General features: G+C 54.0%; 13 protein-coding genes. 1 reads left to right on the top strand and 12 read right to left on the bottom strand.

Annotated elements, in window-relative coordinates:
- Positions 1-254: 254 nt before the first annotated feature.
- Positions 255-2,186, bottom strand: coding sequence for a S9 family peptidase (locus tag EKM97_RS03780; RefSeq protein WP_125570952.1), 1,932 nt, complete (start codon positions 2,184-2,186; stop codon positions 255-257).
- 203 nt (positions 2,187-2,389) lie between these two features.
- Here EKM97_RS03780 and EKM97_RS03775 point away from each other — a divergent pair, with 203 nt between their 5' ends.
- Positions 2,390-3,574 (top strand): metal-dependent hydrolase family protein, encoded by a 1,185-nt coding sequence (locus tag EKM97_RS03775; protein WP_125570951.1) that lies wholly within the window; start codon positions 2,390-2,392, stop codon positions 3,572-3,574.
- A 443-nt stretch (positions 3,575-4,017) separates the two neighbouring features.
- On the opposite strand, the gene EKM97_RS03770 is transcribed toward EKM97_RS03775, so the two are convergent.
- The 11 genes from EKM97_RS03770 to EKM97_RS03720 all read right to left on the bottom strand — a co-directional run bounded on the left by EKM97_RS03770 (position 4,018) and on the right by EKM97_RS03720 (position 13,615).
- Positions 4,018-4,401, bottom strand: coding sequence for a nucleotide pyrophosphohydrolase (locus EKM97_RS03770; protein WP_125570950.1), 384 nt, complete (start codon positions 4,399-4,401; stop codon positions 4,018-4,020).
- 104 nt (positions 4,402-4,505) lie between these two features.
- Complete coding sequence (locus EKM97_RS03765) at positions 4,506-5,270, bottom strand: serine hydrolase (protein ID WP_125570949.1); 765 nt, start codon at positions 5,268-5,270, stop codon at positions 4,506-4,508.
- A 12-nt stretch (positions 5,271-5,282) separates the two neighbouring features.
- Positions 5,283-6,320: a dipeptide epimerase gene (locus EKM97_RS03760; RefSeq protein ID WP_225419203.1), complete on the bottom strand. Its 1,038-nt coding sequence runs from the start codon at positions 6,318-6,320 to the stop codon at positions 5,283-5,285.
- Positions 6,317-7,321, bottom strand: a complete 1,005-nt coding sequence (locus tag EKM97_RS03755; protein ID WP_125570947.1) for a serine hydrolase domain-containing protein — start codon at positions 7,319-7,321, stop codon at positions 6,317-6,319. Before EKM97_RS03755 ends, EKM97_RS03760 begins: the two co-directional genes overlap by 4 nt.
- Positions 7,296-8,156, bottom strand: coding sequence for an N-acetylmuramic acid 6-phosphate etherase (murQ, locus tag EKM97_RS03750; protein ID WP_263853707.1), 861 nt, complete (start codon positions 8,154-8,156; stop codon positions 7,296-7,298). Before murQ ends, EKM97_RS03755 begins: the two co-directional genes overlap by 26 nt.
- A 53-nt stretch (positions 8,157-8,209) precedes the next feature.
- Entirely contained in the window at positions 8,210-9,067 is an 858-nt protein-coding gene (locus EKM97_RS03745) for a MurR/RpiR family transcriptional regulator (protein WP_125570945.1), read from the bottom strand.
- Positions 9,068-9,078: 11 nt separating this feature from the next.
- Complete coding sequence (locus EKM97_RS03740) at positions 9,079-9,561, bottom strand: PTS system mannose/fructose/N-acetylgalactosamine-transporter subunit IIB (protein WP_125570944.1); 483 nt, start codon at positions 9,559-9,561, stop codon at positions 9,079-9,081.
- 33 nt (positions 9,562-9,594) lie between these two features.
- Positions 9,595-10,434 carry a PTS system mannose/fructose/sorbose family transporter subunit IID gene (locus EKM97_RS03735; protein ID WP_125570943.1) on the bottom strand — a complete coding sequence of 280 codons (840 nt, stop codon included), beginning with the start codon at positions 10,432-10,434 and terminating at the stop codon, positions 9,595-9,597.
- The gene (locus EKM97_RS03730; protein WP_125570942.1) at positions 10,427-11,251 is read right to left on the bottom strand and encodes a PTS mannose/fructose/sorbose/N-acetylgalactosamine transporter subunit IIC; all 825 of its coding nucleotides are present in this window, start codon (positions 11,249-11,251) and stop codon (positions 10,427-10,429) included. The genes EKM97_RS03735 and EKM97_RS03730 overlap by 8 nt, the downstream gene beginning before the upstream one ends.
- 275 nt (positions 11,252-11,526) lie before the next feature.
- On the bottom strand, positions 11,527-12,513 hold the full coding sequence (locus EKM97_RS03725) for a choloylglycine hydrolase family protein (protein ID WP_125570941.1): 987 nt from the start codon (positions 12,511-12,513) through the stop codon (positions 11,527-11,529).
- 391 nt (positions 12,514-12,904) lie between these two features.
- Positions 12,905-13,615, bottom strand: a complete 711-nt coding sequence (locus EKM97_RS03720) for a DUF3800 domain-containing protein (protein WP_125570940.1) — start codon at positions 13,613-13,615, stop codon at positions 12,905-12,907.
- Between the last annotated feature and the right edge of the window lie 287 nt (positions 13,616-13,902).

Genomic DNA, 13,902 nt, shown 5'->3' with positions numbered 1-13,902 from the left:
TACGCCGAAACGAAAAAGTAGCGAAGATAGATTCCGTCGAATCAATCTTCGCTACTAAGGTTAGTCTGTTTTTGCCAGGGGCTTCGGCAAAAAGTTTAGCGGTAGCCGAGCTTGCTCGGCGTGAGCGACCCTGCGCCACCTACCTGCGGGCACGTAACCAAGCCGCCCCAGTCCCGACCTTCGGTCTAACCACTATTTTTCAAACCGAGCATCCTTGCGGATGAAAGTTTCCCGACTTACGCCGACGGACAGTATTAGTGCTTGTCGAACCAGTCTGTGATGGCTTCCATGCGTTCAATCCGCAGCGCAGGAATCCCGCTACGTGACAGTTCGTGGTTGCTCTTCGGGAAGCGCACGAATTCAGTCTCAACACCGTGGAGCTTCAAACTGGTGAAGAACTGTTCGCCCTGCTCGATTGGGCAGCGGTAGTCCTCTTCGCCATGCAAAATGAGAATTGGTGTCTTCGCCCGATCAACGTAAGCCAGTGGGCTGAACTTCCAAAGCGTTGCTTGGTCGCTGACATCCCCCTGCATTTTGGCTTCCATTTCGCGGGGGCCAAAGCTAAAGCCGATGTCACTAGTGCCATAGAAACTGGTCCAGTTGCTGATGGAACGGCAGGTCGCAACCCCGGCGAAGCGGTCGGTGTGTGTTTCAACCCAGTTGCTCATGAAACCACCGTAGGAACCACCGGCGCAGTACAGACGTGCAGGGTCAATCGTCGGGTCGAGCTTCTGGGCTTCGTCACACGCTGCCATCAGGTCCTGGAAGTCTTCACCACCGTAGTCACCAATGACGGCCTTCTTGAAGTCGTTGCCGTAGGTCGCACCACCACGTGGGTTGAGCGTAATCACGCCGTAACCGAGACTAGCCTCGTACTGCAATTCGTGGAAGAAGGTGTAACCATATGCCGCGTGCGGGCCACCATGTACGTAAAGGACTGCGGCATGCTTGTCGGCCTTGGTTGCGGGCGCAAAATACCAGCCCTGCAAGGTCTCACCGGCGCGCTGGAAAGTGAACTCTTCGGGCGCAACGATGGTGTGACGCTGCTCGTAATCCGTGTTCGGGTTGTAGAGCTCCGTTGCCTTGCCGCTTGCCGCATCGACGTACACCAAGCGGCTGGCCTGCGTCTGCGAGCTGACGGTGGCGTAGACACCACTGCCATCTGGCTGCGCGACAAAATCAGTCACGTGCATTTTACCCGTGAAGAATGGTTCAAAGTCGGCGTTCTTGTAGAGCTCAACCGCCCCCCGTTGCGCGGTGGCCACCAAGTAGTCATCGCCGAGGTAGGCTGCAGCCGTACCACTCAGGTTCTGCTGGGCATCACCAACCACCATGCCGCCAACTTCAACGTCAGTATCCGTCTGCGCGGTGCTGAAGGTCTGCGCCTGAAAATCATATTCGAATACGCAGGTGCGCAGATCTGTGGCTTCAGTGTTGGGTTCGCCGGTGAAGAGCGCCTTACTGCCATCAGCCGTAAACGCCTCTGCTGCGAATTCACCGTGTTCAAAGCCCGTCTGCACGTGCGTGGCCGCACCAGTCGTCGCATCGAGTAAGAAGTTGTCCGTGGCGGCGTTGTTGTCGTCCTGGGGGTCCGCCTCAGTGTGCAGCGCCAAGTACTTGCCACTGGAATCGGTGGCGTCAAAACTGAACTTATAAGTCTGGTGATAGAACTCACTGGCAGACTGAGTTGCCGCACTCTGACGCATCAGGTAGTAATCTTCATCTTCCGGTAGGTAACCCTTGCCGTTGAACCGGTACTGAACGCGGGTATAGCGTGCACCGGTCAACTTGTCACTGCGGCGCGGATGGCGTGTCTCTTGATAGAAGAAGCCCTGCCCGTCTGCTGCCCAAGCGTAAGTGCCAACGCCAAACTCACTGCTCGTGAACTGGCTGGCACTGCCGCCTGCAACGGACTGGGTGAAAATTTGGCTCTTCCCATCAGCGTCTGTCGCTGTGAACGCCAAGGTCTGGGCGTCGGGACTGAGGCGTGGTGCCCCATCGTGCTTACCGTCGGTGCCAAAACGCTGGCGGGCACCCGTCTGCCGGTTATAGGCGTAGATGGCACTACGATATTCACCCGAAGCCTCATCGATTTCATTTTCGTTGAAGAAAACCGTGTCGCCGGCCGCCTGGGGCTGGCTAAGTGTCTTGATGGCGTATAAATCCTGCGCTTTTACTGCTTGCATATGTATTTCCTCCTAGGACTAGAATACGCTTAGATTAATCTTTACTTAGAAGCTTGTCAACATGGTATCTCGCCACTATATTGTGACTATATCAACGTTTCACTCGCCCTGTTAATTTTGCAACCGACTTTTAACATTGCGGGGCTTGACCGTCATCACATTTAGTTATAATGTTGCTGTAATCTAAAAATTGAGGTGGAATTATGACAACAACAACTTTCTCCAACTGTAATTTCTTTGCCGGTACTGAGGACAGTATCACCCCCAACGCGTGGTTTACCGTCGATGACGCGACCGGTCGCATCACCGCGACGGGTACCGGCAACGCGCCTGCTGCTGACCACCAGGTTGATCTGGATGGCAAGTACGTCATGCCGGGCCTCATTAACGCCCATACCCACATCACTTCCAATCCCGGTAGCGGTAGCCTCGATGGTAAGGATGATGCCACTAGCGCAACCGTACGTTCAATCGATAACTTACATACTTTGCTTAAGTCAGGCGTTACATATATTCGCGAATGCGGGACCTCTTACGACGTCGATTTGACCCTCGTCCAAATGGAACGTAAGGGCATTTTGGCCGGCACGCCCGAAATGATGCCATCCGGGATGGCCTTCTCCATGACGGGTGGTCACGGGGACTCCAAGCACTTCGGCCACAAGGTCGACTCCCCCGACGAGATGCGCAAGAAGGTTCGCAGGGGCATGAAGAAAGGTGCCAAGAATATCAAGCTCATGGCGACCGGTGGTGTCATGACCCCTGACGACTTCATGGACGACGCGCAGCTCAACACTGACGAAATGCGTGTGGCCGTTGAGGAAGCCCACAAGCGCGGCCGCATCGTTGCCGCCCACGCTGAAGGCAACCCTGGCATCATGAACGCCATCAAGGCCGGCGTGGACTCCATCGAACATGGTTTCTACGTCACTGATGAAGAAGCCGACATGATGATTAAGCAAAATACTTACCTCGACGCGACCTTCGTTGCCGACTGGGCCATCCCCGAATACGGCCAGGGCAAGCTCCCTGACTGGGAAATCAAGAAGGCAGCCGATGCGCTCGATGACCTCTACCACAACATCATGCGGGCTTGGAAGCGCGGTGTGAAGATTGCCCTCGGGACTGACGCCGGCACGCCATTCAACGACTTTTCAATGACACCAATTGAACTGCAACTGATGGTGCAGCAAGGCGCCACACCTTTCGAAGCGATGCGCACATCTTACAACTCCGCAGAACTGATGGGCATCAACAAGGACTACGCCACCCTCGAAGAAGGCAAGTTCGCCGACTTCTTGGCCCTCGACAAGAACCCACTTGAAGACATCAGCGCGGTCGCGCAAGCCGACAAGCAGGTGTACAAGCTGGGGAAGCGGGAATACTAAGGTAAGGCTGCTGCCAAGGACGCTTAGCTCCCGTCACATAAGGTGGAATCAGCTTAAATCCCGTACTTAGGATTTAGGCTGATTTCGCCTTATGTGCTAGGGAACTGTCCTTGGCAGCGCGACTGGGCAGTAAATCCCGGTATGCAAGGAACCTGTCCCCTGAAGCGCGACTGCGCAGTAGCTTACCAGCACCACCCAATTTGATATTAACTTCATAATACAAAAGGGACTGTGACAAAAGTATTTAGCGCACGAACATGACACTGTGGTCGCGCGCCAAAAGGCAGCCAGTCGACCTCGTGCTTTAGCGCGTAGTGAGACGGACACCGAAGGGCTCCCTAACATACAAGCAGGCTCCGGCCAGAATCCTAAGTTCGGGATTCCGGCCGGAGCCTGATTGTATATCGGGAGCTAACCGCCTTTTGGCACAGCCCTTTATTTTGCTATTCGGCTTCCGGCCACGTCCTGCCGCGGTTAATCTCGTGTTTTGCCCGAATTAACTTCAGCGGGTCCAAGCCCAGGCGCGAGCACATGAAGAAACTGTAGATCATCACGTCCGCGAGTTCCTCTTCTGCGTGCGCCTTGTCCTTTTCCGTAACCGCCTCGCCGTCACGATACCAAGTAAAGATGTCACTTAGCTCGCTGGCTTCAACGTTCAGCGCCATCGCCAGGTTCTTGGGCGTGTGGTATTCGCCCCAGCCCTTTTCAACATCGCGAAAATGTTCGAGGTCTGCCATCATTTTGCGGGTCCACGCCTCACTCTTGTCGTCGAGTTGCAAATTGGCGCCATGGCCTTCTGGGTCCAGGTTGTGAATGTGTTGATTCATCTTGTTAACCACCTTTGCGATATGGATGTGCTCATCATATCACTTGCCGGTGGTGAAAAAAATTCCTGCAGTTTGCCCCAAGGGCTAACCGCAGGAATCCGCTACTACTGATTCAGGTACTGGCACAGGCACTCGCCGATTTGCCGTTGCAAACGCATCGCTAGGCCGCGTTGACCAACAGCGAACTGGGTGAGCAGCACGCAATCAGCATGCTGCCCATTCACCATTAGCCGCGCGGCATCGTGTTCAACATCCGCGAGTTCGCCCGTTTTGTTGGCCCACGTCCCGGCAAATTCACCGCTGGCCAGCGGCAAAGTCAGTTTGAGCTGACTGGTCTGGTGCCGCAGCGCGCGCTGCACCACCTGCCAATAGGCGTCATCGGCATTCAGGCAATCTTGCAAGAGGTGTAAGGCCGCCGTCGCCGACACCAGATTCTCACCAGCAGGATTGGGGGCCATCAGCCGGCGCTCTAACTGAGCACCAAGATAATGTGCTTGTAGCCAGTCATTGATGGCAGTCATCCCCCAGCGGTCAATCAGCAGATTGGTCGCCGTGTTGTCCGATACCGTAATCATCAGCGTTAATAAATCCGCCACTGGATAGCGCTTCGGCGTTAGCAAGCGAATCAACCCAGCCCCACCGACAATGTCGGTAGAGGTCGCCTCAACAAGTGCCGTCAAGCTCTCCTGATGCGCTGTCCAGAGCTCGTGGCCGTATGCGGCGATGCCGAGTTTGATGATGCTGGCGGCTGAAAATTGGTAGTCGGCATTCAGCGCGAACTGCTCCCCACCAACATCAACTGCCAATCCCGTCGCAAATGGTGCGGCCGTGCATAGCGCTGTCAACTGCGTTCGCAAGTTCTCTAACATGAGCGACCCTCCTCAGGCAAAAGTCAACTTGGCGCCATCAATCGTGAGTCCGGGCTGCGGCACCTTAACCATGTAGGCAGCATCGAGATCCACGAACTGCACGTTAGCATTGGCCGCCGCGAACGCAACCGCCGCGCGCAAGCTGGTATTCGGTTCAATCATGCACCCGACCATGCAAGCGACACCGCGCGCCGCGCAGGCCGCATTAATTTTGCTCGCTTCAGACAAACCACCAGTCTTCATCAGCTTAATATTGATGTAGTCCGCAGCCCGACGCTCCAGAATGTTGAGCGCGTCTGCGTAAGAGAACACCGCCTCATCGGCCATAATCGGCAAGATGTGCAGACCGGTCAGTGCCTGCATCCCCGCCACATCGCGCGCCGGCAACGGTTGCTCAACGAAATCAATCGGCAGGTTGCGCGCCGCGAGTGCCCGCAACGCCGTCGCCGCTTCCGCCACGGTCCAGCCTTGGTTGGCGTCTAAGCGCAAGCGGTGCCCCGGCCCCAGTGCATCGGCAATGGCTTCAACACGGGCCACATCATCTTCGAGCGTGCCGCCACCCACTTTAATTTTGACCGCTTTAAAGCCGGCCGCCGCGAACTGCTTGGCTTCGGCCACCATCTGCGGCAGTGGGTGAATGCTGATGGTCATGTCGGTCGTCACGCTAGCCAGCTGGCTGCCCAGCAATTGCGGCAGATTAACGCCGTAAAGCTGTGCACGCAAATCATAGAGTGCAATCTCCAGTGCTGCCTTGGCCGGACCATTGTACGTAATCAGGTTCTGCACCCGTCCCAGCAAAACATTCCAGTCTGCTAGGTCAGCGCCAATCAGCGTTGGTGCCAATTCACGTAGTACGGCGCTCAGTGACGACATCGTGTCGCCGGTTACCACTTCATTCGGCGTTCCGGCACCATAACCGATCATGCCGTTATCCAGCTTGATGGCAACCCGCACACAACGCGCCGCATCCACAACATGCCGCGACGTGGTGAAGGGTACTTTCAGCGGCAACGACTGGGTGTCAATTTGAATGTCTTGAATTTTGCTCAATCTTGCCACTCACTTTCCTGCCCGAAGAATGCCGTCAGCATCTGCCGCCGCACCGCCAAAAAGGCGCGGTTCGTGCGCGTTGGGTACACGCGGTTCGTCAGGCACACAAAACCCGTCTGCTTGTCGCGGTCAAACGCTATCGATGTGCCGGTGAAACCAGTGTGCCAATACTGCTGGCCGTGCGACCACCGCCGCCAGCCTAAGGTGCGGCCGCCAACATCGTGGTCGGCCAGCAACTTGAAAACGGCTGGTGGCAAGACCGGCGTTTTCGTCAGGCCGGTCATCGCCCGGGTGAAAATGGTCAGGTCGTCCAAATTACTGAAGAGACCTGCATGGCCGCTGACCCCGCCCATGAGGTAGGCCTTGTGGTCATGCGCCTTCCCGCGCACGATGCCGCCGCGTTCAGGCCGGTTCTCAGTTGGCACGAAACGCGCCAAGGGGGCCTGCAAATTGTAGCCAGAACTCGTCATTCCCAGTGGCCGCAGCACCTGACTGCTGACGCTGGCGGCAAGACTGCCATCGATAGCGGCAATGACCCGGCCGAGCAAAATGTAATTCAAATCCGAGTATTCGGTGACAGTTCCGGGCGTGTAGTGCGGCTGCGCGCTACGCACGGCAGTGTCTAGTTGCGCCCGGTTCATCCCGTGGGTACCCGCAACGTCAGCCGGCAAGCCGCTGCGGTGCAGCATCAGCTGCTCAATCGTCAGCTCTGGCGCCGCGCAGCCACCGACATATTGGCCAACAGTGTCGGTCAAGTGCAGCTTGTGCGCCGCCAGCAATTGCAGCAAGCGCGTCGTTGTGCCCACAACTTTGGTCAGTGACGCCAAGTCGTACAGTGCTGCACCAGTCAGCGGCAGGTGATCTGCCCCCTGACCTTGAAAGCCCAACGCGTGGCCGGCGTTCATGTCGGGACCGAACACACTATAACTAATACCAGGAACGGCAGCGTCGCTAAGCGCCGCTGCCGCCAATTCATCAATTGTTTGTGTCATGCTCTGCATTCCATTTCGTGAATACCTGGGTGATGCTACCATCACTATCCGCCAGCAATTTGGCCGCTGTTTTAGCATCACTGCCCGTCTTGGCAATGACGATGGCGACGGGTACCCGTTCACCAGCAGCCTTGAAGGCAGCCTGCGCCGTGGCCGCGTCAACTTCGGCAGTTGCCGCAACGATGCGCTGCGCCCGGTCAACCAACTTCTGGTTGGTTGGCAAAACGTCAACCATCAGGTTCTGGTAGACCTTCCCCACTTTAATCATCACACCAGTGGATAAGGTGTTCAAAATTAACTTTTGTGCGGTGCCCGCCTTCATCCGGGTCGAGCCGGTCACAACTTCAGGACCAACGACTGCGTTGATGGCGATGGTCGCCTTCTGGCCAATCGCGCTGTCTGGCACGCAGGCCACGGCGATGGTCAGGGCGCCAACGGTGTTCGCATAGTCGAGTGCGCCCAGCACGTAGGGGGTGCGTCCGGAAGCGGCGATGCCAATTACGACGTCGTCTGGCGTCAGCTTGAGCGCGAGCAAGTCATCCGCACCGAGCTGTGCGTTGTCTTCTGCGCCTTCAACCGCGCTGAACATGGCCGAGCGGCCGCCAGCAATCAAACCAACTGCACGCTCGGGCTTAATCCCGTATGTTGGTACCAGTTCCGAGGCATCCAGTACGCCGAGACGACCAGAGGTTCCGGCCCCTGCGTACACTAGCCGGCCGCTCTTCCGATAGCGTTCGGCCGCACCGTCAACCGCCTGCGCAATCGCAGGTGTCACTTGCGCAACCGCAGCTGCCACCGTCGCATCCTCAGCGTTGATGGTCTGCACCATGTCCAGTGTGTCCATCGCATCGATGTGCATTGTCCGCGGGTTGCGTTGTTCCGTTTGTAAATCAGAAATCATTTTGCATCCCCCTCACCTTCCTTGAAGTGCCCGAGCAGCGTGCTGGTGTCGCGGTAATTGGATTCCATGTTCGGAATCCGATCCTGAACCGTTCCCAGAAAAAGCAGGTTGCCCAGGAACGTTTGCGAATAGACCGAGGTGACGGCCCCGATGCGCAAAAGTTGCTCAGTGGGCGGCAATCCAAGCACCACCGTCGCCAGTTTGCCCAGCGGATTCGCAATCCGCCGCGTAATGGCAATGACCGGTGTATCGTTGGCGAGTGCTTGCCGGACCGCGAGCAGCACTTCTTCCGTCTGCCCCGAATAGGAGTAAGCAATCATCACGTCTTGACGCTTGCTGTAATAGGCATGTTCAACCGCAGTGTGCAAATCGAGATCGTAATGGACGTCCCAGTCTGCACGCACCAATTTCAGGTATAGATCCTGCGCGGCTAAACCGGAGGCGCCGACGCCTTCAATGTACACGCGCCGGGCATGCTTCAGCAAACTGGTCGCCTGCTGCATTGCGGCAACATCCAAATCACTCTCGAGCTCCTTAGTGGTATCAACGTATGCCTGACTCAACTTAGCGGCGATAGTTTCCGTATCATCGCTTGCCTGCACCAAACTCGTTAGTGGCGCGTGCTGCGGCGCATTTTGCTGCGCCAGTGCGAGCTTAAAGCTCTGCAAATCCTTGTAGTCCATCGCCCGCACGAAGCGAATCACGCTGGCGGATGAGGTCCCGGCGCTGGCCGCGATGTCCGCCACTGTCTGGTGCAAGAACTTGTCCGGATTGGCCAGCACGTAGCGTGCCACTGTTTGGTGCACACGCGTCAATTGCGGCAATGCATCCTTAATATCACCAAGTACTGTCACTTAAACCATCCTCAATCGTTCAAATAGGTTTCAACCGAGGCGTTAGACTCGTTCGGGACCATTTGGGCGGTAATCTTAATTCCCGCCGCCAGTAGTCGCCGCAAAGTTGCGACGTCTTCATCCGTCAGGTTCACAGACGCCTTAATCTTCTTGGAACCCGGTTTGGCCGAAATATTACCAATGTTGAATTCCGGAATCGGTGCCCCGCCATCAATCAGCGCCGCCATGTCGGCCACGTTGCGGGTAATCACGAAGACGCGTTCGCCATCGTATTTTGCCCCTGGCTGCAAGTTCACCACCGCTTTGTCAATGGATGAAATGGCCAGCTTCTTACCAGCAGGCCGCGCCATCTTCAAACCGGCAATTTCCATGTCGTCGTGAACCACCTTGTCATTTACCACCATAATCCGCTCGGCGCCAACGGTGTTGCTCCAAACCGTGGCCACCTGGCCGTGGATCATGCGTTCATCAATTCGTGCTGCTACAATCGTCACGATGAATCCCTCCTTTGTTAGGAAACTATTGGCTTAGCCAAACAGACCGCCGAGCCAGCCGAAGATTGGCTGCAAGTTGCCCAGAACCATGCCGACCGCAATCAAAACGAAAATCAAGCGGGTCGAGTTCATGTGCTTGCGGCCAAGCAGCCAGTAGGAAACCATCGCGATAGCCAGTGGAATCAGGCCCGGCATGATTTTGTCGAGCATCGCCTGGACACTCATCGTAACCTTCCCGACCTTGTAAGTGAGATCAACGTTGTAAGCAATAACGGATGGAATCATCCCGCCGACCACGGTCAGCCCGAGAATCGACGCGCCTTCAGTGAAGAGCGACATGCTGTCCGCAAAAGTCGTCGCCAAACGCTGCCCTTGCGCAATCCCCATGCCGAAGAGTTTCCAACGGACCCAGGTAATCGCACAGCACCCGATTGGTGGAATCAGCAGGCCAATCCACTGACCGGACATGCACAGGTATGCGGTAATGGAGAAGATGATGGCGTTGTAAATGGCAACGAAGACCGTGTCCCCGACACCAGCGAAGGGACCCATCAACCCAGTTTTGAGACCGGCGATGGCCTTTTCACTGTCATCGTTCATCCCCAGCTGGTCTTGCAGCGCAATGTCGGCACCGACAATCAGGTGGGCCATTTGTGGTGTGGTGTTGAAGAAGCCCATTTCCAGGCCGAGCGCTTGCTTCATCTTGTCCTTATCGTTCTTGTACAAACGCTTCAGGGCTGGCATTACCGCGTAGGCGTAACCTAGGCCCTGCATCTTTTCGTAATTCCAACCCAATTGCAGTCCGAGCCAAGTCCGGACAAACACTGAGCGGACGTCTTTTTTCGTGAGTTTGGTTAGTTTCATATCAGACATCGATCTCCACCTCCGCAAGTTCTTCCGTTTCCGCGTGACCACCATCATCGTGATGCTCGTTGTTGTCATTGTTCTTCCGGTTGCCCATTACGTTGTAAACGTGAATGACAGCCAGTGCGAGACCAAGGAGCGCGGTGCCCAGCAGTGAGAATGTCTTGGCAAAATATGCCATCAGGACAAAACCGATGATGAAGTATGGGAAGTAGCGCTTGATTGGCAGGTAGCGCAGCAGGATGGCAATCCCCATCGCTGGCAGGATAATGCCGGCGGTCTTGAGACCGTTCATAATCCACTGCGGAATCCAGTTGTTAATCGCCTTAACAACGGCGGAACCAAAGAGCAAACCGATGAAGACTGGAATACCACGGGAGAGCATCCACGGAATCGCACCGAAGATGTTCATGCGTTCAACGCCCTTGTAGTTACCTTCCGTCGCGTACTTATCAGCACGGTGCTGGAAGAAGGTGTTGGTCAAGCGGCCCAGAATATCCATCTGGGTCAGCAGTAGGCCGATAGGAATTGCAAGCCCAATCCCGTAGGCTGTGCCCCGACCGGAGAGAATCGCAAAGGCGGTCCCCATGATGGAGCCGGATAGGAAGTCGGGCACCGTTGCACCACCATAAGTCGCAACACCGAGTGTGGTCAGTTGCAAGGTCGCACCAATCACAAGCCCAGTTTTCAGATCACCCATGATGAGGCCGGTGACGGCCCCACCAAAGACGGGCGAGAACAAACCAATTTTGGCTGACAAGGCATCGAGTTGCCCGATACCAACGTAGATTGTCAGGAAAATCAAGGTGAACCAGGATATTGCCATCGAAATCTCCTCCTTCAAAACGTTCCAAATAATTGCAAAAATCTTTCAACACTGAAATTGTAGTTCAGCAATCAACCGCTTACAAGCGATTTTTGAAACATTATTTCATTAATAACCCTTATTACGTAGATTAATGAAATTCAGATTCGCAGATAATGTGTGAATTCGGTGTCCGTTATTAGTAAACAGGTGTCTGGCCGGCTTAAAATTGGTCTACATAAAAAAACAACGCCGCGGCGTTGTTTTTCTTCAATCATGTAAGTTAAGCTAACAAGTTAGTTGGCCTCAACAAATTGCTGAACGTGTGCCAAGGGGAATTCGGTTGGTTCGTCCGCATTCAATAACTCTTCAGTGAGTTGTACCTTGGTAATGGTCTGGTCGTCGTATGGCTGCATGAAGTAAGTCCGATCACTTAAGGCCGAGTAGCCGCGGTACTGAGAGTAGTCCAAACCGCCATCTTCCATCACCTTGACGCCGCGCGGAATGTCGACGCTGTTCATCAGGTGACTCAAAGTGTTAACCGCTGCGGCTTGGCCGCTCACCTTTTCACCGTTTTGACGCAAGAAGGCCATGCGCACGAAACGCGAAACCGAGGTGTAATCCCCAGGCAGACCTACGGCGCCGGTGCCGGCACCAAAACCCTGTGCGGCAAGGTTGCCGTACTGCGCACCTGCAGCCTGAGTTGGCCGCAGCTGAGCGTAGTTGTTCAGGTTCTTCACGTGCCAAGTGAAGTCGGGACTGTTGGTCATCACCCCAACCGGGTTGTCGTAGAGCTGCAGCCCGTCATTTTCCATTTCGAGCACGGCGCAATCACCACTATCGTCGGCTACAATCCAGTGCAGCGGTACAACAATGTTACCCATGAAGGCGTTCGGTACCGCCACGATGTTCAGACTGTCGAGCTGATCGCGCAGTTCGCCAACTGTGTGAAAATGACCCAGCAGGTAAGACACCAACTCGTATGATGCCAGGTTGGTTTTGCCAGCAACAGGCGCGTCGCTGTACTCGGACTCGGTGAAGTACAAGGTTGCGGCACCGAAGCCAGCCTCGTTCACGCCGTCAACCGTAAAGTACTGGCCCACGTTGCGGCCGGCCCCAACAAAGCCGAGTTCAGCATTGAACTCAACCCCGTCGACGCCGCCCTTAAAGTGCCAGCCCCGCGGAATGACAACTGGGCGTCCGCCCAATTCAAAAGTGAAATCCATTGTCCGCGAAAGGTACCACTTACCATCGGCATCCTCGTATGTAAAACTTGTGCACATGTGCGCTACGCTCCTTCGGTTTAGTTGTAGTTAATAGTGTTTATTATGGCGCTTTTTAAGGGAAAATGCATGTGTGTTTTCATCGAGGATGAAATAGAAAAGAACGGCATTCCTCGATGAAACCCGGGAATGCCGTTCTTTTCGTAAAATTTAGCGTCTGTACATTTTAAATCGTAGCCTTTACTTATATAGCAGGCTTCACGCGGCCGATGTACCGTATCTGTCCCGCATTCAGGCGGTTATCCACAGGGTGGCCATAAAAATAGCCCTATCCGAAGATAGGACTAAAAATATGTAGCAGCGAGCGCGAGGTGCCTAGCACTGACTATATATATAGCTCTTCACTCGCTTATCAGGTATAACCCGTGCCTATATAATACCATTAACGGCACTAAATGCAACCGTCCGTACGCCATTTATTTGGAAGCTTTAATGGTGGCTGAACGTTTTTCGATTTTAACAACGTTTTTAACGCTGGAAAGCTCTTATTGTGATACTCATACTTTGAGTTAGCAAAAATGTCGCAAATCTGGATGTGTGCACTTTGCTCGGAATCCTGAAATTTGGCCTTATAAGGTGCTGGTGACAAGAGAAACGACGAATTTTTGTATTCGTTGTGCATTCTCTTATTCAAGTACCTCTCAATAGAATCAAAGTTTTGTAAGGTGGTTTGTGACTGATTATCCATCACAACATTAACATCTGATACCGAAACGGTTTCTCCATCATGCCTTTTCTCTCTCACGGCTTTTTCAACCAGCCGCAATATCAAATAGTTTTTATGAAGCTGAACTGCTTGCTTGTTGTTAAAGTCTACTTGATTAATATTCGGAACGTACACGGACTCGAATATTGGGTGAATCTTTCCGTCCAGCTTGTTCAATAAGCGACGGATAATCTGCTTTTTTTGAGATTTGGTCATAGAACTAGCCTTAGTTTCCTTACTAGTGTGAAATATTTGTCGATGAACCACCTTGTACGTTTTGCCAATTGCGTCAATCGAATCAGACAAACACCAAAAACCGGCATAGACAAAGAAATTGCTTTGGGGGTAATTTGGATGAAGTTGGCCAGCATCATCAATAAAAATGTACATTTCCATGATCAAATCATCTGCTCTCAAATTAGTGTATTAATTATATCATAAGCAGCAATCTGAAAATTACACAAAAAATAGCCCCACCCTCCGCAGAGAGTGAGGCTACTAATGGGGTCGAATTCGACCCCTTTACATGTGCACTTTATATTTATCAGTGCCACTGTAATCCGAAAGGCTTATTGCCATTATATTTTGTCATCACGGTTTGGATACTTACTTCATGTATCCGAATCAACATATTGATTTAATCATGCACAACGGACCGCACAAAAAATAGCCCCACCCACCGA

Source organism: Lacticaseibacillus songhuajiangensis (genome assembly GCF_003946025.1).
GTDB classification, from domain to species: Bacteria; Bacillota; Bacilli; order Lactobacillales; family Lactobacillaceae; genus Lacticaseibacillus; species Lacticaseibacillus songhuajiangensis.
Note: the sequence above shows the minus strand (reverse complement) of the source record. Positions and strands in the feature narration are given on the sequence as shown.

Coding starts and splice junctions, on each gene's coding strand:
- EKM97_RS03780 (WP_125570952.1), bottom strand. CDS start 2,186: ATGCAAGCAGTAAAAGCGCAGGATTTATACGCCATCAAGACACTTAGC.
- EKM97_RS03775 (WP_125570951.1), top strand. CDS start 2,390: ATGACAACAACAACTTTCTCCAACTGTAATTTCTTTGCCGGTACTGAG.
- EKM97_RS03770 (WP_125570950.1), bottom strand. CDS start 4,401: ATGAATCAACACATTCACAACCTGGACCCAGAAGGCCATGGCGCCAAT.
- EKM97_RS03765 (WP_125570949.1), bottom strand. CDS start 5,270: ATGTTAGAGAACTTGCGAACGCAGTTGACAGCGCTATGCACGGCCGCA.
- EKM97_RS03755 (WP_125570947.1), bottom strand. CDS start 7,321: ATGCAGAGCATGACACAAACAATTGATGAATTGGCGGCAGCGGCGCTT.
- murQ (WP_263853707.1), bottom strand. CDS start 8,156: ATGGACACACTGGACATGGTGCAGACCATCAACGCTGAGGATGCGACG.
- EKM97_RS03735 (WP_125570943.1), bottom strand. CDS start 10,434: ATGTCTGATATGAAACTAACCAAACTCACGAAAAAAGACGTCCGCTCA.
- EKM97_RS03730 (WP_125570942.1), bottom strand. CDS start 11,251: ATGGCAATATCCTGGTTCACCTTGATTTTCCTGACAATCTACGTTGGT.
- EKM97_RS03725 (WP_125570941.1), bottom strand. CDS start 12,513: ATGTGCACAAGTTTTACATACGAGGATGCCGATGGTAAGTGGTACCTT.
- EKM97_RS03720 (WP_125570940.1), bottom strand. CDS start 13,615: ATGGAAATGTACATTTTTATTGATGATGCTGGCCAACTTCATCCAAAT.